Here is an 18,955-nt window from a genome sequence, read left to right as displayed (position 1 = left end):
CTATTCCATTTCGACAGCCGTCCATTCCCGCGGGGTAGCGTATTCGCTCTTCGTGTCAAAGTTATCGAATTCAAATCCGGACTCCTTCAGCTGGAGAATTTGCCCGCGTTCCATATAGCAATTCACTTGCTTCGCCGCTTGACAAGTGTCCACCGTCAAAACAAGATAGTCCCCGAAAACGCCCCAGTCGCCGACGCGGCGAATCTTTGTCGTATTGTCATTCAATCCCGTTTTCCCCGCAATCACATAAGAGTTTTCTTTCATTTCCAGCGTCCATTTGAGAGAGTCGTTGCTTTCCGCTTCCCAAGCGTTCTGCGTTAAGAGCGCAGCATCCGGATACGACACTTTCATCGACGATACCGTATAAGTTTCAGAATTATCGGAGCTTTCAAAAGTATATTCGCCCGAACCGATTTTAAGAGCGTAATTGCCCAATGTTAAAACCTTGCCCGCAAAATGGACCGGAGTCGTCAACAAATGCTGACGATGAATGTCGTAGTATCCCGCCTCAAATTGATTTTCATCCGAGTCGTCTCCAAAAAGACGTACATATTCACCGTTTTTATAAAAGCGATAGACCGATTCGCCGTCTCCGGAATTCCATTCCAGCGTTTTACCCACTAGGGAATCCGAACGGGAAAGATAGTCTTTATCGATTTTGCGCGTCGCCTTGCCCACTTTAAAATCATCTTCGCCATTGATGGAAACCATCAGCGACGAATCTTCTACAGAAAAGCGAAGAGAAATTCCCTTATCCAATTCTTTCAAGAAGCTATCGCCAGGCTGGAACCCTTTGGCAAAGACAAAACCATCGGCAGAAGAAAATTGAAGTTCTCCCGAAGAAATGCCGGCCTTTTTAGCAACCGTACCATAAGTGGTTTCCGAATTCGCCGTATCGACAATCCAAAGAGAATAGAATCCGTTTTTGCCCGCAGAAAGCCAGAGCTTTGCCCCGTAGCGTTCGCCTAAATCCATATTCGGCATTTCCTGCATCATTTCCCAAATAGGCCCCGCGCTTTCAGAAGCCTGAGAAGATGACGATTCTTTCTCCGAAACCGAAGAAGACGAATCGATTTCCGAATTCGCGCTGCTTGAGCTGTCACTACTGCAAGCGGCGAACATCATCACCGAAGCCAAAGAGAAAACGGAAAAATTTTTCAAAATCATAAAAACCTCTTGATGCTAAATCTTTTCCTAATCTATTCTATTTGAAGAAAAATGGCAATTTTAAAACGGTGTTCCGGGTCTATAATCCAAATCTTTTTCGGATTCTGCAATATCCGGTGACGCATCGTAACGAAATCCAGCAAGAGCCTGCCGCGCAGAAACGCTGCCCGGAATCAAAATCTGCTTTAAGGTTGCCAGAACCCAACAGAGCCATAGCGGAACGCCGACAATTCTTTTTTGCATTCCCATCCAATGTAAAGAAATACGCGCCATCTCTGCCATTGAAAGGACTTTGCTTCCTGCCAGCGCATACGTTTTTCCAATCGCCTTTTCCGCAGTTGCCGCCCGAACAATTCCCCAGACCAAATCCTCTGTGCGAACCGGACGCTTTAGGCATTTGCCGCCAGCGGGCAAAAAAACGAGAGGCGTTTTTTTCAAATACCGGCAAAAAAGCATATACTCTGCGGCGCCGTTCTTTTCAACAACCAAAGTCGGGCGCACAATCGTAAACGGAATCCCGCTATTTTTTACCAGACGTTCGCATTCCCATTTGCTTTTTCCATAATCCGTCAGAATCGGATATGTCACCGAAATACTGGAAACAAATAGCAGCCTTTTAACACCGGATTTTTGACAAGCGGCAAGAACATGGCGAGTGCCCTCCACATTGACTTCTTCAAAAACGGAACTTTGTTTAGCAAGGATTACTGCCGCAAGGTGACAAACCGTGTTCACATTTTGAAAAGCGGCACCAAGAGTTTCGGGCTTGGTGACATCCCCTTCAAAGACTTCGACTTCTTGCGGAAGAATCGACGCACTATTTTGCCCCGGCAAAGTCAAAACCCGGACGGAAAATCCTTGTTGCAAAAACAGTCGGCACAATTTGCTTCCGACAACGCCTGCACCGCCCGTAATCAAGATGTCAGCCATATTCGCCTTTCCATTTTCGGAACACGTGTTTTAAAACCCGCAAACCGTAGGGAATTACCCGCAAGTGGGATTTTTCGCCCGCATAGCGCGTGGGAATAGGAACTTCGGCAATGCGAAAATGCCGCGAATCTGCAAGGGCAAGCAATTCAAAATCGATATCAAACGACGAACTCAATTTTTCCAAATTCACCGTTTTTAAAAAACTGATTTTGTACGCAATCAATCCGCTATGCCTATCCGTTAATTTGTTCGCAAATACCAAATTTTCAATGAATGTCAAAAATTTTCCGCCCCAGAATTTATAAAACGGCATTTTTCCCTGACGCGCATTGCCCAGCATCCGGGAGCCTTGGCAAATGACCGCATCCGAATTTTCCAAAACCCGAAGCATTTCGGGAATGGCACTCGACGCATATTGCCCGTCTCCATGTAGGCAAATCGCATATTTGACGTGAAGCAGTTCAGCCAGTTCCTTGGCGCGCGAAAGTCCGCATTGAACAACCGCCCCATAGCCTCTATTTTCTGCAAAAGATTTGATATGTACCGAAGTGCGAAATTCTTCCCGCGAAAATTTTTGAGCGATTTGAAGAGTAGCGTCACTACTCCCATCATCGATAATGCAGACTTCCGCAGTTCGGGAAAGTACCTGTGCAGGAATGGATTTCAAAAGTTCCGCCAGTTCTTTTTCCACATTGTAAGCGGGAATGAAAATATAAAGATCACGACGGTATTCCATAAAACTCCGCAAACCATTTCAAGGATTCTTCCAGTGCCGAACGCAATGGTTTCCGTGCTTTAAATCCCAATAGACGTTCCGCTTTGACAACGGACGGAACGCGGCGCAAAGAATCTTCATATCCCTTGCCGTAATACTCTTCCCCAGACATTTCCCGCATCGCTGGCAAGGACTCTACCGAGCATCCTTTCATTTGTGCGTAAATTTCCCGCATCCATTCGGCGAGTTCCCTTATCGACAATTCATTTTGCAAATTGCCGACATTAAAAGCCTGCGCATAAGCCGCTTCCGGATGATTCAAAAGGCAAAACATAAATTCAACCGCATCATCTATCGCCGTAAAAGAACGCCGAGCGACGCCGCCATTCACCAAAATCATCGGTTCATTTTTTAAAAGGGCACTGGAAAAATTCGCCAGTACACGCGGAATGCCTTCCCCATCGACACCGGGCATAAAATCCATCCACGGGCCGACAAAATTAAACGGACGAACAACAGACCAGCGCAAATTTGGCAATGCAGCAATGTACCGTTCCGAAAGCTGTTTGGCGACAGCATACGACCAGCGGGAAGCCCCGACAGCTCCTTGCACAAAATCGGACGCATCTTCATCTAAAGGCTTTGCCTGGGCAGAAGTCTTTCCATAAACTTCGGAAGTGGAAAAATAAATCAGCCAAGCGCCAGATTCCGCACAGGCTTTTGCAAGTGCCGCCGGATGCGTAAAATTGCTTTCGATTACCGCAAGCGATTCGCCCATATAGCGACTAGGCGTACAAATCGCCGCTAAATTGACGACAATATCGCACTGCGCCACTTTTTGAATGACCTCAGAGTCCGCGATGTCGTTTTCCAAGAAATCCACACGATCGATTTTCGCTTTCCGCAAATCGTCAATCCGATGGAAATCCAAATCCACAGCCAAAATACGATAGTCCGTTCGCGCAAGCAGCGCACGAATCCAGTGCGAGCCTATAAAACCGCCCGCACCGACCAAAGCGATGGAGTTCGACAATTTATTCCTTTACGACAATCTGGACGTCATTGCGAATTTTCGGGGCATTATAAGACTGAACCCGCAAAACGGCATTGTCCGAAGGCTGTACCACATCCGCATCCAGAAATGCCGAAACCGTCGTGCAAGATGTACCATCCGGAGCTTCCTCGCCGACAGAGCCACTGAAAAGATCCGTTCCCTTATCATTTTCGTCCACTTTGTAAATCACACGGAAGCCTCCCGCATTCACATAGTTGGCGACAAATTGAACCGTAATCGAATCGCCGATTTTCCATTCCGAATTGGACTCCGGCAAAAGGATTTTTACGCCCTCTTCTTTCAAGGTGCAGTCCGCGAGAGAGCTAGAAGAGCTCGGAGTTTCTTGGCTGCTGGACGAAGCGTCGTCATCAGAACTGGAGCTGGAACTGCCGCAAGCGACCAAAAGTCCGGCGGCAAAAAGAGAAGAAAGAGCCATTTTTTTCATGATATTCTCCTGTGTAATTAGAGGAAACTGGCTTTAATGCCAATCGCTAAAGTCCATTCTTGAAGGAAAGAATCCCAATCGGGCAAATTCCACTTGCGCATGGGACTTTCGTCGTATTCGTCATCGGGATCCGCCGCATTCGCCTTGTCGTGCAACGGGAGCGAGAACGCAACAAAAATCGGATAATCCGAGCGAGAAAATTCCAAACCGTAAACAAATGCCGCAGACCAAGCCTGATGATCGGGGTCCGGGCGAGGGTCATAAACGCCGACTTTTTCGGACGGAATCCAAGCGACTCCGAATGGAGCCGAAAAAGTAAGTCCAAAGGAATGCACAAAATTTTCCTGCCCGCGATAAGCGTAAGCGACGCTTGCCGAAATGCTCGACGGCGTAAATCCGCCCAAATCGTTTTCACCATACCATTTGAAATGATAATCAAAACGATCGTCGCCGTCCGTATCGTAATTTTTCCAGTAGGAATCGTTAAAAGCGTTTTCCCCGCTGAAGCTCACGTTGAACGGATGCGTATAGGTCAGGGAGTAAAGCCACATTCCATTTTCTGTGTCCCGGGTGTAATTCCAGCCCAAGGCCAGCGAATAAACGCCCGAACCTTTCTGAAATCCCGCCGGTAAAAATTCCTGCGAAGCATCCGTTCCGCGCTTGATGTCATACTGCCCCGTCGGAATCGTAAGAGCCAAAGAAATATTGGCCGCGCCTCCGCTTCCCACGATTTGAGAAACATCAAATGAAATGTCGCCGAAACCGCCAGTCGTCCGATCCACAGGAGCCTGGTTGGTGCGATATTGCACTTCTCCCCGATGAGACATAAACGGAAGCGTAACGCCTACCGAAGTGGACCAAGACGGTTTAAAAGAAAAGCGGGGCGTGAGCGTGAACGCCGAATAATTTTCTCCGACATTTTCCTTCGCAAAAATTTCCGCTTCCACAAGTCCGCCGTTTACCCCTTGCCCAATCCACTTGATACCATCCGAAGCTCCGCCGCCGCTGCCGCCGGCTCCACATCCGCCAATGGATTCCCAAGGAGTTGTCGGGGCTTGCGGAACGAGAAAAGCCATCGAAAGACCGAGAAACGCTGCAAAAATAACCGAGGTTTTCTTTTTCATTCTGGCGACCTCACGGGATATAAAGCAAATAACCGTTATTTGTACCGGAAGCGATAAAATGCCCATCCGGAGAACGACCGCCTATCAGCGGTATCGGCGCAATTTCACGTACCTCGCCATTCCAAGCCAAAGCGACATCATTCGGCGCGCCCGCCGTTACAGAAATTTCGCGCATGGACGTTCTGCCCAAAGAGCGATTCCAAGTGCTTTCGTTTGTTAAATCGCTTTTGTTCAAATATGAATTTCCGTCGACAAATTCCGTCCAGACCACAAAAAGTTTAGAACCGAATTGCCACCAATGCGGAAATACGGGATTGGAAAGCATGTCCGCCGTCCGCTCCATCTCTATCGGCGAGGACGATTCCGACAATTCCTGTATATACGAATTCCATGAATACGAGGAATTGAGTTTGTCGTACACGATAAAATTGCCGTCCGGAGAAATCAAGGGCGAGTCCAGCATATTGCCCGAAGCATTCGCCGGAGCCTTTAACTTTTTAGGCTTGGGAGATTTTGCATAATCTACATAGACAAGCGATCCTGCCGGATTTTTATAGACGAATTTAATTTGCGAAGTTCCAAAAAATTTGGCGACTTTATCGGTCGAATCCACCTTGGCCGAACGTTCCCCCAGCCAAAGATGCGGATTCGCCGCTTCATCCACGACGCTGTCCGAAAGAGTGATGAACGCTTTATCCGAGAGACGAATGGCGACGATTTTATACTCCACTTCATCGCAGCCCCGAGATCCTTTGGCATTGGAACCGGCCAAAGCCACAATATAATCCGAATCGGTACTCCATTCCGGATCCTGAAATTCGCATTCCGCACCAACGGAATCCAGCATGATAAACCACAGAACATTCCCTGCCGTATCCGAAATCGTCAGGCGGTCGTGTTCCCCGACTTTCGTCGTCGTAAAGCCCTCGGTTTCATTTACATTCAGCGTCCCCGAAAAATTCAGCCAGAGCATGGCTCCTGGATAACGCTCGGCATCCATCGTCACCGACGGATTGCAAATCTGCTTTCCTCCATTGACTTCATACACGGTGCCAAATTCTGAATCTGCCGCGATATTTCCCGAAGCCATTTTTCCTTCATATTGCTCCGGGCTATAGCACGACGCCAAAAAAACGAAAGCGAGTAATGCCAGTTTTTTCATTCGTTATTCCTGTTTTTTTGAACTTGAATCCATCCTGTCCGCGGGAAATTCTTTTTGGGATTCAGCAACTTCGGCTTTTGCCGCCGAATCCTGCAAAGCAATCGTTTCCTTGATGGACATCAGCTTTTCGGTCTTGACTTTCACACGAGGGACACTGACTTCTGGTGTTTTCCAAGGTTCCGGAGATCGCACGGGTCTGCTTGTGGCGCTCAACGAATCCACGCCCAGCATTTCCCATTTGGCATTTAAATACGCCAACCATTCGCGAAGCCAACTCTTGCGTGCCTCCCGTTCAAAAATCCAGCCATCCGCATTAAAGCGCCAGCTGTGCAAATCCGCCGTAATAAATACAGGGCTTCCGCCTGATAATTTATTGAAGAGGAACGCCGCCCGCCGAGTCGCCGGAGCCGAAGTCAGCAGCAAAACCGTATCCCGCACATTCTTTCTTTTAAACCAAGGCACCACGGAAACCGCTTCTTCGACTGTACTCGGATCGTCATGGCGAAAGACGTAAAGAATTCCCGGATCCATCCCGGCGACGTCTTCCAAGTCTTCAGCATAAAAATCCGCATTGCTCTTGTCGCGAAAAACCCGCCGACCCAAGACCAGAATGGAATCCACTTTGCCATTCCGAACCAAATCCGCAGCAAAATCGGAACGTTCCAAATCCCCGCTCTGCCCGTCTAAAATCACCGCCCATGTCACGTGTTCAAAAGAATCGTCTTTCACAAGCCAGTGGCCGCTGTAAGAAATCAGAACGTAAAAAAGAATCAGGCAAACAAGCAGAGAGACAGCAATTTTTATTCGGAACAAAGAACGCGCACGGCGTTTTTCTTTTCGCAAGTCGGAGATAGGCTTAAAAATTCGACTCATGGGCAATTCCTTTTCACAGAGGACGCGACATTAGAACGGCATTTTCACCATCCGAATAATATTCCCGACGTTCTCCGCATTTATCAAATCCCAAACTTTGATAAAATGCAATAGCCGCCCGATTTTTTTCACGGACTTCCAAATAAAAATTTCGTGCGCCCGCATCGGCAAGAGCTTCTTCGCCCTCGGCAAAAATTTCCGAAGCGATTCCCTTTCGGAGAAATTCGGGCGCAGTCGAAATCGCCAGAAGTTCCGCTTCGTCCGCCGCCAAAGCGAACAACGCATATCCCGCTACTTTCCACTCGCCCTGCGCATCCGGAGCTTCCGCCACAAATGCAAATGTATAGGTTTTCATCCAAAGATTTCGCAAAGCCTTTTCGTCCCAATTTTCAAAATGCGTTGCATTCTGGATTTCAAGAACCGCAGCAAAATCCTTTTCTTCCATTTCCCGAATAGTCATGGCAAAATCAGACATGAGCATTTACCCCCATCGCTCCCCGACGTTCATAATACGAAGGCTGAATATAATTGGCACTCAATAGAGAGCTCGGTTCCAATTCCGCAAAAAAACGGCAGAACGGAGCGATTTCATCACCTGCGGAAACAACGACTTCAGCTTTTGCCTCCCGGATATATTTTTGAAAAATTTCCTCTTCCGCCGAACGGCTGTCCACCACAAAATGCACCCGTTTCTCTTCGGCAAATTTCTGAACGGCATCTTCTACAGAGATAAACAGTTCAGCCTCTGAAGTGCCGACATAAAAAAATCCCGACCGGGCAAACAAAACGACAACGCAATCTTTTGCGCCCAAAGAACGCAGAGCGCGCAATGTCGAAACGCCGAACAGACTTCGCTTTTGGGAAAAGCAAAGCCCTTCGCAAAAGGCGATTCCCGTCCGCAAGCCGGTAAACGAGCCGGGACCGAGAGTCACCAGAACGCGCTTGATGTCGTCCAAAGTGAACGCCGCATTTTGCAGAATCCCGTCCAAAAAACGCCCGAGATTTTCACCTCGAGATTCCGGTTCAAACCGTTCGCAAAGCGGCTTGCCCGAATCGTAAATGCCGAGAGCGATTCCTTTGCGCGAAGTATCCAAAACAAGATCCAGATTCATTTTACCGACTGATTTTAAGGCTGGTGGCGATGATGTGATCGATGAGAGCCGAGTATCCGATGCCCACCGCAGCCGCTTCCGCAGGAAGAATGGAACTGGGCGTCATTCCCGGCAGCGTGTTCGTTTCCAAAGCCCACAAATTCCCTTCCGAATCAATGCGCACGTCCGTGCGGCTATACCCCGCGCCACCGATAGCCAAATGCGCTTTTTTGACCAGTTGCTGAATGCGTCGTGTCAATTCCTCGGGGAATTCCGCCGGAGTCACTTCCCGACATTCCCCATTATATTTGGCATCGTAATCAAAATATTCGCGAGTTGTCATCCGCATTTCCGTGGGCGGGAGCGGTTTTTCGAGGCCGTCCATATAACCGCAGCTCGCTTCACCGCCGGCAATAAATTTTTCACAAAGAAGCCGAGAGGACTGCTGGAAAAGCCGATTGACGATTTCGCCGGCTTCATCCATATTCTTGGCGATTCCCATCCCGATGCTCGACCCCCCGACAGGATCTTTAATGACCAGCGGAAAGCCCAAAGCATCGGCGGCATTGACCAGATCGTCGCCACAAAAACCGTCGCGGAAAAGAACCCGATAAGGCGGAGTTGCAATCCCCGCCGAAAGATATGCCGCTTTGCAAAGCACTTTGTCCATGGCAAGAGCGCTCGCCAAAAGGCCGCAACCCGTATAGGGAATTCCCCAGTTTTCCAGCAGAGCCTGGACATGCCCGTCTTCTCCCCATTTTCCGTGAAGCGCCAAAAAAGCAATATCCGCGCTGGGGAGTTCCGCAAGCGATGGATTTTTTTCAGAACGAGCGCTAGTTCCTTCCAAGCTGTAGAAATAATTTTCCGAGAAATTGTCTTTCTGGTAAGGGGAAAGTTCTCTGGAAGACCAAATCCAAGTTCCGTCCTTTTGAATCAAAACCGGATGAACGTTGTATTTTGTGGAATCCATCGCCCGAATCACTCCGGTGCCGCTGGTTACAGAAACATCATGTTCCGTAGAATAACCGCCCATCAAGACCAATACACGCAAACGCGACATACAAAAACCTTCTTGAAAATTTTCGTTTCAAAATGTAACAAAAAACAAGATGAAATTTTCTCGGTACTCCTAAGTATGCGCTCCTGTAAGCATTCCGCCACTTCTCTATTTCAAGTATTTCAGCGACAACGCCTTGAAATTCTTTTGCTATGTTTCTGCACATTCCATTTTCAGCGAAAAAGGTTTTTGCCATGATTCTCGATAATATGATTTCCACCGCAAAAAACATCGCCATTTTTGGACACGTTCGTCCCGACGGCGATTGCATCGGATCCTGCCTCGGGCTATACAATTACATTATCGAAAATTACCCCGAAATCGACGTGCAGGTTTTTGCAGAACCCTTTCCGGAAAGCTTCCGCCTTTTGAACGGAGCGGACAAAATCCTTCCCCAATATGACGGGCGGGAAATAGATCTGGCTTTTTTGTTGGACACCTCTTCCTTAGATCGCTGCGGAGCTTGCGCCGCCGAAGCCCTCGTGCGCGCAAAACGGACGTGCAACATCGACCACCATATAAGCAATCCTCTCAATCTGTGCGACAAAAACATTGTGAAAGACCAAGCGAGTTCCGCCAGCGAAGTTCTCTACACCCAAATGATTGCAGACAAAGTAAGCCAAAATACGGCAAATTGCATTTATCTGGGAATTGTACACGACACGGGAGCGTTCAAATTCAGTTCCACAGGAAAACGCACCATGAATATCGTAGGCGACCTGATTGGCAAAAACTGCGAATTTTCCCGCATCATCAACGAAACGTATTACACCCGAACCTATAAAGCCACTCGCATTACCGGTTTCGCCATGGAAAACAGCAAGCTCGCTTTGGAAGGGAAAGTCATCTACTCCTTCGTCACTCCCGAAGACCTGCAACATTTTGACGCAACCCCCATCGATCTGAGCTCCACCATAGACGTTTTACGGGAAGTCGGCGGAACAGAAGTCGCGTTTTTCATTTACCCGGCAAATGGGCAATACAAAATCAGTTTTCGTTCCAACTATATCGTCGATGTGAATAAAATTGCAGCGGCATTCGGCGGAGGCGGCCATCAAAAAGCAGCAGGCGCAAGCATTTCCGGAACACCCGAAAGCGTGATTCCCCAACTGCTCGAAATGATTCGGGAACAACTGCAAAAATCCATTTCCTAAAATTTTCTATTTTGTCGACAATTTCAACAGAGGTCTTTCCGTGTCAAACAAAAAAATCCTACTCATCAACTGGCGGGACATCAAAAACCCGGAAGCGGGCGGAGCAGAGCTCTATTTTCACGAAATTTTTAAACGCCTCAACCAGCGCGACTACGACGTGACGGTCCTTGCCCACCGCGTCAAAAACCTTCCCCACGAAGAAATCATCGACGGTATGCGCACGGTCCGCATCGGAAACAAGTTCCTGTTCAACTATTCCGCGTTCCTCTATGCGCACAAACACCAAAAGGAATACGACCTCATCGTCGAGGACCTGAACAAAATTCCGTTTTTCACGCCGCTTTGCACAAAAACGAAACGGCTTCACATGGTGATGCACTTTTTCCGGAAATCCATTTTCCGCGAAACGGCGTTTCCGTTCGCCCTGTATGTCTACTTGATGGAACGCGCGGTCGCGCTTTTTTACAAGGGCGAAAATTTTCTCGCGATTTCCGAAAGCACCAAGGACGAAATCGACGATATGAAAATCCGCTACGGGAAAATTTCCATCGTGGAACCGGGCATCGACACGGAATACTTTCACCCGACAATGCCCAAGGCGAATCCGCCCGTCATCTCCTACATCGGACGGCTGATGAAATACAAAAACGCCCAGTTCGCCATCCGCGCGCTGCCGCGGCTCAAGGAACTCGTCCCGGGCATTTCCCTCGAAATCGCAGGAAGCGGCGACTACCGCGGGGAACTCGAAAAGCTCGCAAGCGAATTGGGGGTAAGCGAATCGGTCAGGTTCCTCGGACGAATCTCCGAGTCGGAAAAACGCGACCTGCTCAGCCGTTCCTCCCTCTTCATCAACCCGTCCTTCAAGGAAGGGTGGGGCATCAACAACATCGAAGCGAACCTCTGCGGAACGATTTCCATTTCGAACAACGTCGCCGGATTGAAGGATTCCGTCATCGACGGCGTCACCGGCATCCTATACGAAAACGACGACCCGGAAGGATTCTGCGAAAAGGCTGCGGAAATTCTGCATAACGGGGAACGCTTGCGAACGCTCGAGGAAAACGCGCGAAAACGCGCTCTCGGAATGAGCTGGGACGCGATGGCGGAAAAAATGCAGGCAGCGGTAGAAAAAGCACTTTAGGCGTTGCGATAAAAGTCAAACATTTTTTTGATGGTCGTCCGAATATCCGTTCCACGCCAAAACTTCCGAATCCGAGAATTATCCGCGCAAAGATAGGGAATATCAACAGGCCGCATTTTCGCCACATCCTGCACGATTTCAATCGGAACTTTCGCAAACCCAATAATTGTTTGTAGCAATTCCTGCATGGAGTAAGCGATGCCGGAACCGACATTGTAAACCGCCCAGGCATTATCGTTTTCGAGCAGCATCCGATAGACATGAACCACATCTTCTACATCCGAGAAATCCCGGACGGCAGTCAAATTTCCCACATAAATTTTTCCGGGCTTTCTGCTCTTGTCGATTTCAGCGACCTGTTTGCAAAAACTGGGGAGCGCAAAAGTCGGCGTTTGCCCGATTCCCGTATGATTAAAAGAACGCGTGCAGACAATTCGCATTCCGTATTTTTTCCGATAGAGCTCAGCAAAATTTTCCTGCGCAATTTTGGTGATGCCATAAGGATTGCTCGCTTCCAGAGTGTCCGCCTCAACCAGCGGAGAATTTTTGGCCGCGTATTCCTCGGCACTGCCGATAAGAAGGACTTTTGCCGAGGGCGCAAAACGTTGAACCGCATCGAGTAAATGCAGCGTCCCTTTGATATTGACATCCACTGTCATCACCGGATTTTTCCAGCTTTCCCCAACGGAGCTGATTGCTGCCAGATTGACAACATAATCGGGATCCGCATTTTGTACCGCAGCATCCACGGCGGATTTTTCCAGCAGATTGAACTCCGGAAAGTTCGCCTGCACCACCTGATGACCCGCTTGAACAAGTTCACGAACCAGATAGCCGCCGACAAATCCCGACGCGCCGACGACAAGCGTCACGGGCATTAAATTTTCCCCTCGGCGAGAAGGGCGATATCGCTTTTCACCATCCGGCAAACAAGCTCGTCATAAGAAATTTTCGGTTCCCAACCCAAAACCGTTTTGGCTTTAGCCGCGTCTCCAATCAGTAAATCCACTTCGGCAGGGCGGAAAAATTCGGGATTCACTTTGACAAGAACCCGATTCGTTCCTTTGAGCGTCGCAAATTCCTTCACCCCTTCTCCATGAAATTCCAATTCCATTCCCGCCGACCTGAACGCCTTGGAAACGAAATCGCGAACCGTGTGCGTTTCTCCGGTCGCTACCACAAAATCGTCGGCTTTGTCCTGCTGCAACATGAGCCACATCGCGCGCACATAATCGGCGGAATGCCCCCAATCGCGGCTGGCATTCAAATTTCCCAATTCCAAGCATTCTTGTAAACCCGCTTGTATGCGGGCAACGGAAATCGTAATTTTCCGGGTGACAAATTCCGCGCCACGGCGTTCCGACTCGTGATTAAAAAGAATCCCGGAGCAAGCAAACATCCCATAGCTTTCCCGATAATTTTTGATAATCCAGTGCCCGTAAAGTTTGGAAACCCCATACGGACTTCTCGGGTAAAAAGGAGTTTTTTCGTTTTGCGGAACAGCCTGCACCTTGCCGAACATTTCACTCGTACTTGCCTGATACACCCGGGTCTCGGGCTTCACCAGGCGCACCGCTTCCAAAAGTTTCGTCACGCCAATCGCATTGATATCCGCCGTCGAAAGCGGCGTCTCCCAAGAAGTCGTCACAAAGGATTGCGCCGCCAAATTGTAAATCTCGTCGGGCTTGGCAATTTCCATCGCCCGCAGTAGCGACGCCGAATCCGTCATATCGCCAAAGAGAAACGTGACTTGGCCTTTCAAATGTTCCGCATTATTAAAATCCAATTTGCTTTTGCGGCGTACCAGCCCATAGACTTCGTAACCTTTTTCCAGAAGCAATTCCGCCAAATAGGAACCGTCCTGCCCCGTAATACCGGTAATAAGAACTCTTTTCATAGCCATAAGATATAAATTTCCTTTAGAACTTTATCGGATAAAGCAAGAAAAACTTTACGTCGGGATAAACCTGAAAAGTCGGAGCCGGCAATTTGATGTAATTGAGCATCCGAACGACGTTGCGCGCCCAACGCTGATGCGGTTTGAACACCCCCTCCAAATCGTAGTCCAGAGCGACATAAAACTCGTGATGTCCCTTTTTCGACACGTGCCGATTCTTCTTTTTATAGAAAGTGCTCGGCGAAACGCTCCATCCACCCGCAACGGCAAGCCACGACGGCCAAATCCAGCGAGCGGACTGCGGCAATAGGCGATGCACTTTTAAAGAGAGCCAAAATGTTTCGTTGCAGTAATCGTCCGTGAAGACACCCGTATCGGTTTCTCGCCAATAGGCTTCGGAATTTCTCCAGTAACTGTATTTAAAATCGATGTATTTGAAAAACGGAACATAGCGTTTTGCCATCGGATAGAAACCGCCCAAAGTTCCCGATAGCACATCGAAAATGCTGAATCCCCATTTGGGCGCAAAACCGTCCTTAATATCGATAGCGATATGGGTGGACATGGCCGAAAGTCCCGCCGCCAAATAGGCCTGAAATTCCGAGAGCCCCGCCCAATAATAGCCCAAATAAAACCCTTCCGCCAAGAAAACGCCTGCGGCAAAATGCCCGGCTTTGTCCAGATTTTTCGCATAATCAAAATCATTTTCAAAATGGAAATGCGAACGTTCGTCGTCCCACCAGCCCTTGGCAAAAACCAGAGCATAAGCGGCTCCGTATGCCGTCGCCGACAAAGCGATCATGCCGCCAAATTTGAGAGGCGAAAAAATTTGCAGGGAATCCGACCCCGGATCTTCGGAACGGTAATCCCCTTCAGCGTCTCGCCAAAAAGGACTGGAAGTCAAACTATCCGAAAGGGGAGCTAAAGCAGACTTTCCCGAATCCGGCATAACCTCCGAAGAATCCGCCCAAACGGGAATCGCCAAAAAAACGGCAAAAGCCAGTATGAAAAATCGATTTTTCAGCACGGCTAAAAATTAGAAAACAAAACCGTTTGTCGGCACCCTAAAAAGCAGAGAGTTCGTTACAAAAACAACTTGGGAAAGGTTTTCGCTTTTTCCACGGCGGCTTCCAACGTCATGCCTGTAAAATTTTGCGCGCCCAGATTGCGTCCGCTGCTTTTATCATCGACAAATGCCCCAACGCAAATTCCCGGTATGACGCTATCCGGATCATTCGGAGCCTGCGGACCGCCCAAATCTGTGCGGCACCAGCCCGGATCCGTCAGATTGATACAAACATCCGTTCCATCCAATTTACCGGCCAAATCAAGAGTCACTTTGTCCAAAGCGGCTTTGCTAGCCGAATAGCCGGCCTGTTCTGGCTCGTTTCGAATACCGCTCGTCGTATTGATCACACGGCCCCAACCCCTTGCAATCATCGGGGGAATAAACGCATAGCACAGCATCATAGGAGCAATCGTGTTGATGGCGAAACTCTGCGCATAATCTTCAGCAGGGGTTTGATAATAATCCTGACGGTAAGCGATTTGCACGGCAGCGTCATTAAAAAGGATATCGACCGGCGTTCCTTTGGAACGGATTTCATCTATCATTTTTTGAACCTGCGACAGATCCGAAAGTTCAGCGGCAACATCGTAAGCTTCGACTCCCAGAGCGCAAACTTCTTGCAAGACCGCCGCCGTATGCTCCAGAGAGCGACTGTGCAAAATCAAATTGCAACCATGCTGCGCCATAAAAATGGCAATTCTATAACCGATTCCGCGATTCGCACCCGTTACAAGTGCCCATTTTCCTTTTATATCAACCATGCCTTTTAGTATATCTTTCCTTTGCCAAGACTTCAAGCAAATTTTTCTTTGCAAGTCGAAAATTTATAACACCCAACTTCCCAACTAACCACTAGCCACTAATCACTTCTCCCTTGACGCTGGTTGGTGTGCTTCGACAAGTTCAACAAGCGCTTGTCAAACATGGTTGGTAAGCCAGCCGAAGCACTTCACCAAAGCAATTTTTTGAGAATGCCTACAGCAACTCTTTCTACATTTTTCTGCAAAGCATCAAGCCTGAAAAGAATTAGCCTAACCTTCGTTTTTCCATAAGGCATTTCAATTCGCATCGAAAGGCAAAGGCCTCGTGGCATTTATCGCTAAATATTGGATTTTCTTTTTATACAAAAAGAGCTCGCATTTCTGCGGGCCCTTCGCTTTGAAAAAGCGCGGATTAAGCCTGTGCTTCTTCCGTAGATTCCGGAGAATCTTCTACCGGAATTTTCTTCACGACGTTGCGACGACCATAACGGACTTTGGCCGGATCAAATTCGGCACCCAGCGTCGTTTCCACTTCCGCAGCCACAGGAGCAGCGGGAGCCGCAACCGGAGCTTCGGGAAGAGTCGCCTGAATTCGCGGCGGAAGAGGACGACGTCCGCCTTCTACGCGGGGAGTTTCTTCAACTGCCGGAGCCGGAACCGGATCTACAGGAGCAGACGGAACGTTATCGACAGGAGCCGCAACCGGAGTGGTTTCGGGTTGCGCAAAATCGCGACGGCCAGAACGGACTTCATTGCGACCGTTACGGCGATCATTACGGCGATCGTTTCTGTCACGATTAAAAGAACGTTCCTGACGGTTCGCATTTCCTGAATTGCCACGTTCACGACGATCGTTATTCCGATTATTTTCACGGCGGTCATTATTGCGCGCAGCCATATCCTGAGCGCTGACCGGGTGACGGTTCGGTTTCAGATTCGTATCGGAAACCCGTTTGACAATCGGAGTGTGAAGCATCGTGATGAGCTTATTCACCTTGGAAAGGATAACAATCCCAAGGATAACCGCAATAGCGGCAAGAGCGAGAGTGATATATTCCATTTAAATTACCTCAATCTAAGGGTGGCACGAAAAGCGGCTGGAAGGACCGTAATTCTCGCGGAAGTCATCAGAAAAGGGCCATTTAATAACGCTCTAAAGAGCTCAACAGCCATGTGAAAAAGCCACAACGGGCAAAATTCGCCAACCGGCGAAGAAGTAAATTGACTTCGACGCCTAATTTAGATAAATCGGCGATAAAAAGGCTCTTTTTCAACATAAAAACGACAAAAAAAGCTGTAAAAAAAATTTGTGCAGTGAATATATTGACAATTAAACAAATGTGCAGTATATTTAAAAAGAAAAACGAGGTATCACATGGACAAAAAGGCTCTCACCGATAGGCAAAAAGAAATTTACGACTACATCCGTTCCTGTACCGAAAAAGAAAAAATGCCTCCCACCGTCCGGGAAATCGGCGACAAATTCGGCATTTCTTCCACAAATGGAGTCCGCTCGATTCTGGCCGCCCTGATTAAAAAAGGCTACATCCGCCGCGCCCCCCGGTTGAGCCGAGGCATTGAAATTCTCGAATCGACACATTCTCCGCAGCGTGAACCGGAAACAAAAAATTTAAAAGACTTCGTAGAAGTACCTATCATCGGCAGAGTCGCAGCAGGGTCACCGATTCTCGCTGTGCAGAACATCGAAGGAACCGTTACGGTGGACAGGGATTTTCTGGCAAGCCAGCCCAATGTGTTCGCACTACATGTAAAAGGGGATTCGATGATCAACGCTGGCATTTTTGACGGGGATCTCGTTTTTGCACGTTCTCAAACCCAAGCGGAACGCGGAGAAATCATCATCGCCCAAATCAACGATGAAGCCACCGTTAAATACTACCAGCCGCAACCCGATCATATTGAACTTCGCCCGGCAAACCCCAAATACCAGCCGATTATCGTCAATGCCAACAGTAACTTTTCCATTGCCGGTAGGGTGATTGGCGTCCTGCGGAAAATCAACTAGCAGAAAACGATCCGACCCCGGAGGTTCTCTCTAAAAAGAAAACGCCACAATTTCTGTAGCGTTTTTAGAAAGCAAAGTTTTCAAAGGAGGATTAGAGTTTATCCATATCAGAATCGTCCAAGTCGAGGTCCTTGTCCGCTTCATCGATTTCCTCTTGAGACGGTGCTTCGCCAAAATCGTCATCGTCACGGGCTTCATCCAAAGAATCCGCTCCGAGAAGCTTTGCCTGATAACTCAAGTGGCGGGCTTCCTTGGAACGCCCAAGTCCCAAAATTTCCGCACATTCTTCGCAATAGCCCAAATCCTTGTCCACACGGTATTCCGGAGAAACGGGATTGCGGCAGCACTTTGTACAAAGCTGACGGGAACACTCCTGGGTAAAGCGGATATTTTCTTCCTGCAATTCCGCAATCACACGCGCATAAAGTTCTTCTGGAGTTTCATCGACCAAAGAGGCTCGATGTCGCATGCTGACCGTCGGCTTTTCCCCCTCTTCCGTAGGGCCTTTTTTCCGAGAAGCCTTATCTTCCTGTTCGGCGTCAATAATAAAGAATGCGCTTTTTGCCAAAACACTCCCATTTTGCAAAAGAATGGCATCGTCTTGAACAACAGGCTGCGTTTTTTTCGCATTAGAAGGTGTTGCGATTTTATTGCCGCCAGCCGAGCCGCTGCCCGATTTAGCACCGTCGTTCGTTTTTGGACTATCGACGGGCTTGGCTTGGCCGATTCCGTTTTTTCCCGGTGCTTTGGTCACTGCAAGTTCGACTTTGCCATTCTTTGTTTCCACCGGCTTTTTCGGCTTGGAGACCGCCGACTTTTCCGACGTTTGAAGCACAACCTTCATTTCTTCCTTTTTTGTGCCATTTTTCGTTTTGACAGCCTTTGGCGACTCCGGTTTACCTTTTTCGATTTTTTTCGTCGATTTTGCCGCCGAATTTTTGACCGTTTTTACCGCCGCTTGTTTGGCGATTTCTTTCTTGGCCTGCGTTTTCTTTGCCGGCACCGTTTTTTTTGCAGACGACGATGCCGTCTTGGACGCCGACGCTGCGGATTTTTTTACGGGTGCGGCCTTTGCTACAGCCTTTTCATTTTTTTTCGGGGAAACATTCTTTTTTGCAGAAGACGCCGACTTTTGGGCGGATCCTACTTTTTTAACGTTCTTTTTTTCAGGAACCGATTTCTTTTTGGGCGGTTGTTTTTTAGAGCTCATGCGCGAAAATATAATAAAATTTCAATTTCATTTCTACTCATTCCCTTAGAACGCATCCCAAAATCCCTGTAAAAACACG

At 48.5% G+C, this 18,955-nt stretch carries 20 protein-coding genes; 3 read left to right on the top strand and 17 right to left on the bottom strand.

Features of this window, described 5'->3' with window-relative positions; genetic code table 11:
• The 11 genes from BGX14_RS12990 to BGX14_RS12940 are packed head-to-tail and all read right to left on the bottom strand — an operon-like array spanning nt 1 to nt 9,621.
• Nucleotides 1–1,167 carry a hypothetical protein gene (locus BGX14_RS12990; protein WP_095880101.1) on the bottom strand — a complete coding sequence of 389 codons (1,167 nt, stop codon included), beginning with the start codon at nt 1,165–1,167 and terminating at the stop codon, nt 1–3.
• A gap of 60 nt (nt 1,168–1,227) precedes the next feature.
• Nucleotides 1,228–2,097 carry an NAD(P)-dependent oxidoreductase gene (locus BGX14_RS12985; protein WP_073302399.1) on the bottom strand — a complete coding sequence of 290 codons (870 nt, stop codon included), beginning with the start codon at nt 2,095–2,097 and terminating at the stop codon, nt 1,228–1,230.
• The gene (locus tag BGX14_RS12980) at nt 2,090–2,833 is read right to left on the bottom strand and encodes a glycosyltransferase family 2 protein (RefSeq protein ID WP_095880100.1); all 744 of its coding nucleotides are present in this window, start codon (nt 2,831–2,833) and stop codon (nt 2,090–2,092) included. Before BGX14_RS12980 ends, BGX14_RS12985 begins: the two co-directional genes overlap by 8 nt.
• Complete coding sequence (locus tag BGX14_RS12975) at nt 2,817–3,845, bottom strand: NAD-dependent epimerase/dehydratase family protein (RefSeq protein WP_095880099.1); 1,029 nt, start codon at nt 3,843–3,845, stop codon at nt 2,817–2,819. The genes BGX14_RS12980 and BGX14_RS12975 overlap by 17 nt, the downstream gene beginning before the upstream one ends.
• 1 nt (nt 3,846) lies before the next feature.
• A complete protein-coding gene (locus tag BGX14_RS12970) occupies nt 3,847–4,311 on the bottom strand; it encodes a hypothetical protein (RefSeq protein ID WP_073302395.1) in 465 nt (154 codons plus the stop codon).
• Between the two features lie 17 nt (nt 4,312–4,328).
• Nucleotides 4,329–5,435, bottom strand: a complete 1,107-nt coding sequence (locus tag BGX14_RS12965; protein ID WP_095880098.1) for a hypothetical protein — start codon at nt 5,433–5,435, stop codon at nt 4,329–4,331.
• A gap of 10 nt (nt 5,436–5,445) precedes the next feature.
• On the bottom strand, nt 5,446–6,597 hold the full coding sequence (locus tag BGX14_RS12960; protein ID WP_095880097.1) for a hypothetical protein: 1,152 nt from the start codon (nt 6,595–6,597) through the stop codon (nt 5,446–5,448).
• A gap of 3 nt (nt 6,598–6,600) precedes the next feature.
• Entirely contained in the window at nt 6,601–7,470 is an 870-nt protein-coding gene (locus tag BGX14_RS12955; RefSeq protein WP_083545603.1) for a YdcF family protein, read from the bottom strand.
• Nucleotides 7,471–7,483: 13 nt separating this feature from the next.
• Nucleotides 7,484–7,945: a ribosomal protein S18-alanine N-acetyltransferase gene (rimI, locus tag BGX14_RS12950; RefSeq protein ID WP_158223326.1), complete on the bottom strand. Its 462-nt coding sequence runs from the start codon at nt 7,943–7,945 to the stop codon at nt 7,484–7,486.
• Nucleotides 7,938–8,582, bottom strand: coding sequence for a tRNA (adenosine(37)-N6)-threonylcarbamoyltransferase complex dimerization subunit type 1 TsaB (gene tsaB / locus BGX14_RS12945; RefSeq protein ID WP_095880096.1), 645 nt, complete (start codon nt 8,580–8,582; stop codon nt 7,938–7,940). The genes rimI and tsaB overlap by 8 nt, the downstream gene beginning before the upstream one ends.
• A gap of 1 nt (nt 8,583) precedes the next feature.
• Nucleotides 8,584–9,621: a D-alanine--D-alanine ligase gene (locus tag BGX14_RS12940; protein WP_073302386.1), complete on the bottom strand. Its 1,038-nt coding sequence runs from the start codon at nt 9,619–9,621 to the stop codon at nt 8,584–8,586.
• 191 nt (nt 9,622–9,812) lie between these two features.
• On the opposite strand from BGX14_RS12940, the gene BGX14_RS12935 reads away from it, so the two are divergent.
• Together BGX14_RS12935 and BGX14_RS12930 are read left to right on the top strand one after the other, a co-directional pair.
• Complete coding sequence (locus BGX14_RS12935) at nt 9,813–10,772, top strand: bifunctional oligoribonuclease/PAP phosphatase NrnA (protein WP_095880374.1); 960 nt, start codon at nt 9,813–9,815, stop codon at nt 10,770–10,772.
• A gap of 40 nt (nt 10,773–10,812) precedes the next feature.
• The gene (locus tag BGX14_RS12930; protein WP_073302358.1) at nt 10,813–11,913 is read left to right on the top strand and encodes a glycosyltransferase family 4 protein; all 1,101 of its coding nucleotides are present in this window, start codon (nt 10,813–10,815) and stop codon (nt 11,911–11,913) included.
• Here BGX14_RS12930 and BGX14_RS12925 read toward each other — a convergent pair.
• From BGX14_RS12925 to BGX14_RS12905, 5 genes are all read right to left on the bottom strand, one after another.
• The gene (locus BGX14_RS12925) at nt 11,910–12,791 is read right to left on the bottom strand and encodes a GDP-mannose 4,6-dehydratase (RefSeq protein ID WP_095880095.1); all 882 of its coding nucleotides are present in this window, start codon (nt 12,789–12,791) and stop codon (nt 11,910–11,912) included. The genes BGX14_RS12930 and BGX14_RS12925 overlap by 4 nt on opposite strands.
• Complete coding sequence (gmd, locus tag BGX14_RS12920; protein WP_095880094.1) at nt 12,791–13,810, bottom strand: GDP-mannose 4,6-dehydratase; 1,020 nt, start codon at nt 13,808–13,810, stop codon at nt 12,791–12,793. Before gmd ends, BGX14_RS12925 begins: the two co-directional genes overlap by 1 nt.
• Nucleotides 13,811–13,832: 22 nt before the next feature.
• Nucleotides 13,833–14,837, bottom strand: coding sequence for a hypothetical protein (locus BGX14_RS12915; RefSeq protein ID WP_073302351.1), 1,005 nt, complete (start codon nt 14,835–14,837; stop codon nt 13,833–13,835).
• A 56-nt stretch (nt 14,838–14,893) separates the two neighbouring features.
• On the bottom strand, nt 14,894–15,640 hold the full coding sequence (locus BGX14_RS12910) for an SDR family oxidoreductase (protein WP_095880373.1): 747 nt from the start codon (nt 15,638–15,640) through the stop codon (nt 14,894–14,896).
• A 412-nt stretch (nt 15,641–16,052) separates the two neighbouring features.
• The gene (locus BGX14_RS12905) at nt 16,053–16,700 is read right to left on the bottom strand and encodes a hypothetical protein (protein WP_095880093.1); all 648 of its coding nucleotides are present in this window, start codon (nt 16,698–16,700) and stop codon (nt 16,053–16,055) included.
• A gap of 315 nt (nt 16,701–17,015) precedes the next feature.
• Between BGX14_RS12905 and lexA the strand changes: the two genes are divergently transcribed.
• Nucleotides 17,016–17,666: a transcriptional repressor LexA gene (gene lexA / locus BGX14_RS12900; protein ID WP_073302347.1), complete on the top strand. Its 651-nt coding sequence runs from the start codon at nt 17,016–17,018 to the stop codon at nt 17,664–17,666.
• Between the two features lie 91 nt (nt 17,667–17,757).
• Here the strand turns inward: lexA and BGX14_RS12895 are convergent, their stop codons facing one another.
• The gene (locus BGX14_RS12895) at nt 17,758–18,876 is read right to left on the bottom strand and encodes a hypothetical protein (RefSeq protein WP_073302345.1); all 1,119 of its coding nucleotides are present in this window, start codon (nt 18,874–18,876) and stop codon (nt 17,758–17,760) included.
• Between the last annotated feature and the right edge of the window lie 79 nt (nt 18,877–18,955).

The sequence above is a fragment of the Fibrobacter sp. UWS1 genome, assembly GCF_002300445.1.
GTDB lineage: Bacteria > Fibrobacterota > Fibrobacteria > Fibrobacterales > Fibrobacteraceae > Hallerella > Hallerella intestinalis.
This window is presented reverse-complemented; position numbering and strand designations above follow the sequence as displayed.

What these genes read in the sequence shown, in the direction of transcription:
- BGX14_RS12990 (WP_095880101.1), bottom strand. Translation starts at nt 1,167, where the DNA reads ATGATTTTGAAAAATTTTTCCGTTTTCTCTTTGGCTTCGGTGATGATG.
- BGX14_RS12985 (WP_073302399.1), bottom strand. Translation starts at nt 2,097, where the DNA reads ATGGCTGACATCTTGATTACGGGCGGTGCAGGCGTTGTCGGAAGCAAA.
- BGX14_RS12980 (WP_095880100.1), bottom strand. Translation starts at nt 2,833, where the DNA reads ATGGAATACCGTCGTGATCTTTATATTTTCATTCCCGCTTACAATGTG.
- BGX14_RS12970 (WP_073302395.1), bottom strand. Translation starts at nt 4,311, where the DNA reads ATGAAAAAAATGGCTCTTTCTTCTCTTTTTGCCGCCGGACTTTTGGTC.
- BGX14_RS12965 (WP_095880098.1), bottom strand. Translation starts at nt 5,435, where the DNA reads ATGAAAAAGAAAACCTCGGTTATTTTTGCAGCGTTTCTCGGTCTTTCG.
- BGX14_RS12960 (WP_095880097.1), bottom strand. Translation starts at nt 6,597, where the DNA reads ATGAAAAAACTGGCATTACTCGCTTTCGTTTTTTTGGCGTCGTGCTAT.
- BGX14_RS12955 (WP_083545603.1), bottom strand. Translation starts at nt 7,470, where the DNA reads ATGAGTCGAATTTTTAAGCCTATCTCCGACTTGCGAAAAGAAAAACGC.
- rimI (WP_158223326.1), bottom strand. Translation starts at nt 7,945, where the DNA reads ATGTCTGATTTTGCCATGACTATTCGGGAAATGGAAGAAAAGGATTTT.
- tsaB (WP_095880096.1), bottom strand. Translation starts at nt 8,582, where the DNA reads ATGAATCTGGATCTTGTTTTGGATACTTCGCGCAAAGGAATCGCTCTC.
- BGX14_RS12940 (WP_073302386.1), bottom strand. Translation starts at nt 9,621, where the DNA reads ATGTCGCGTTTGCGTGTATTGGTCTTGATGGGCGGTTATTCTACGGAA.
- BGX14_RS12935 (WP_095880374.1), top strand. Translation starts at nt 9,813, where the DNA reads ATGATTCTCGATAATATGATTTCCACCGCAAAAAACATCGCCATTTTT.
- BGX14_RS12925 (WP_095880095.1), bottom strand. Translation starts at nt 12,791, where the DNA reads ATGCCCGTGACGCTTGTCGTCGGCGCGTCGGGATTTGTCGGCGGCTAT.
- gmd (WP_095880094.1), bottom strand. Translation starts at nt 13,810, where the DNA reads ATGAAAAGAGTTCTTATTACCGGTATTACGGGGCAGGACGGTTCCTAT.
- BGX14_RS12910 (WP_095880373.1), bottom strand. Translation starts at nt 15,640, where the DNA reads ATGGTTGATATAAAAGGAAAATGGGCACTTGTAACGGGTGCGAATCGC.
- BGX14_RS12905 (WP_095880093.1), bottom strand. Translation starts at nt 16,700, where the DNA reads ATGGAATATATCACTCTCGCTCTTGCCGCTATTGCGGTTATCCTTGGG.
- lexA (WP_073302347.1), top strand. Translation starts at nt 17,016, where the DNA reads ATGGACAAAAAGGCTCTCACCGATAGGCAAAAAGAAATTTACGACTAC.
- BGX14_RS12895 (WP_073302345.1), bottom strand. Translation starts at nt 18,876, where the DNA reads ATGAGCTCTAAAAAACAACCGCCCAAAAAGAAATCGGTTCCTGAAAAA.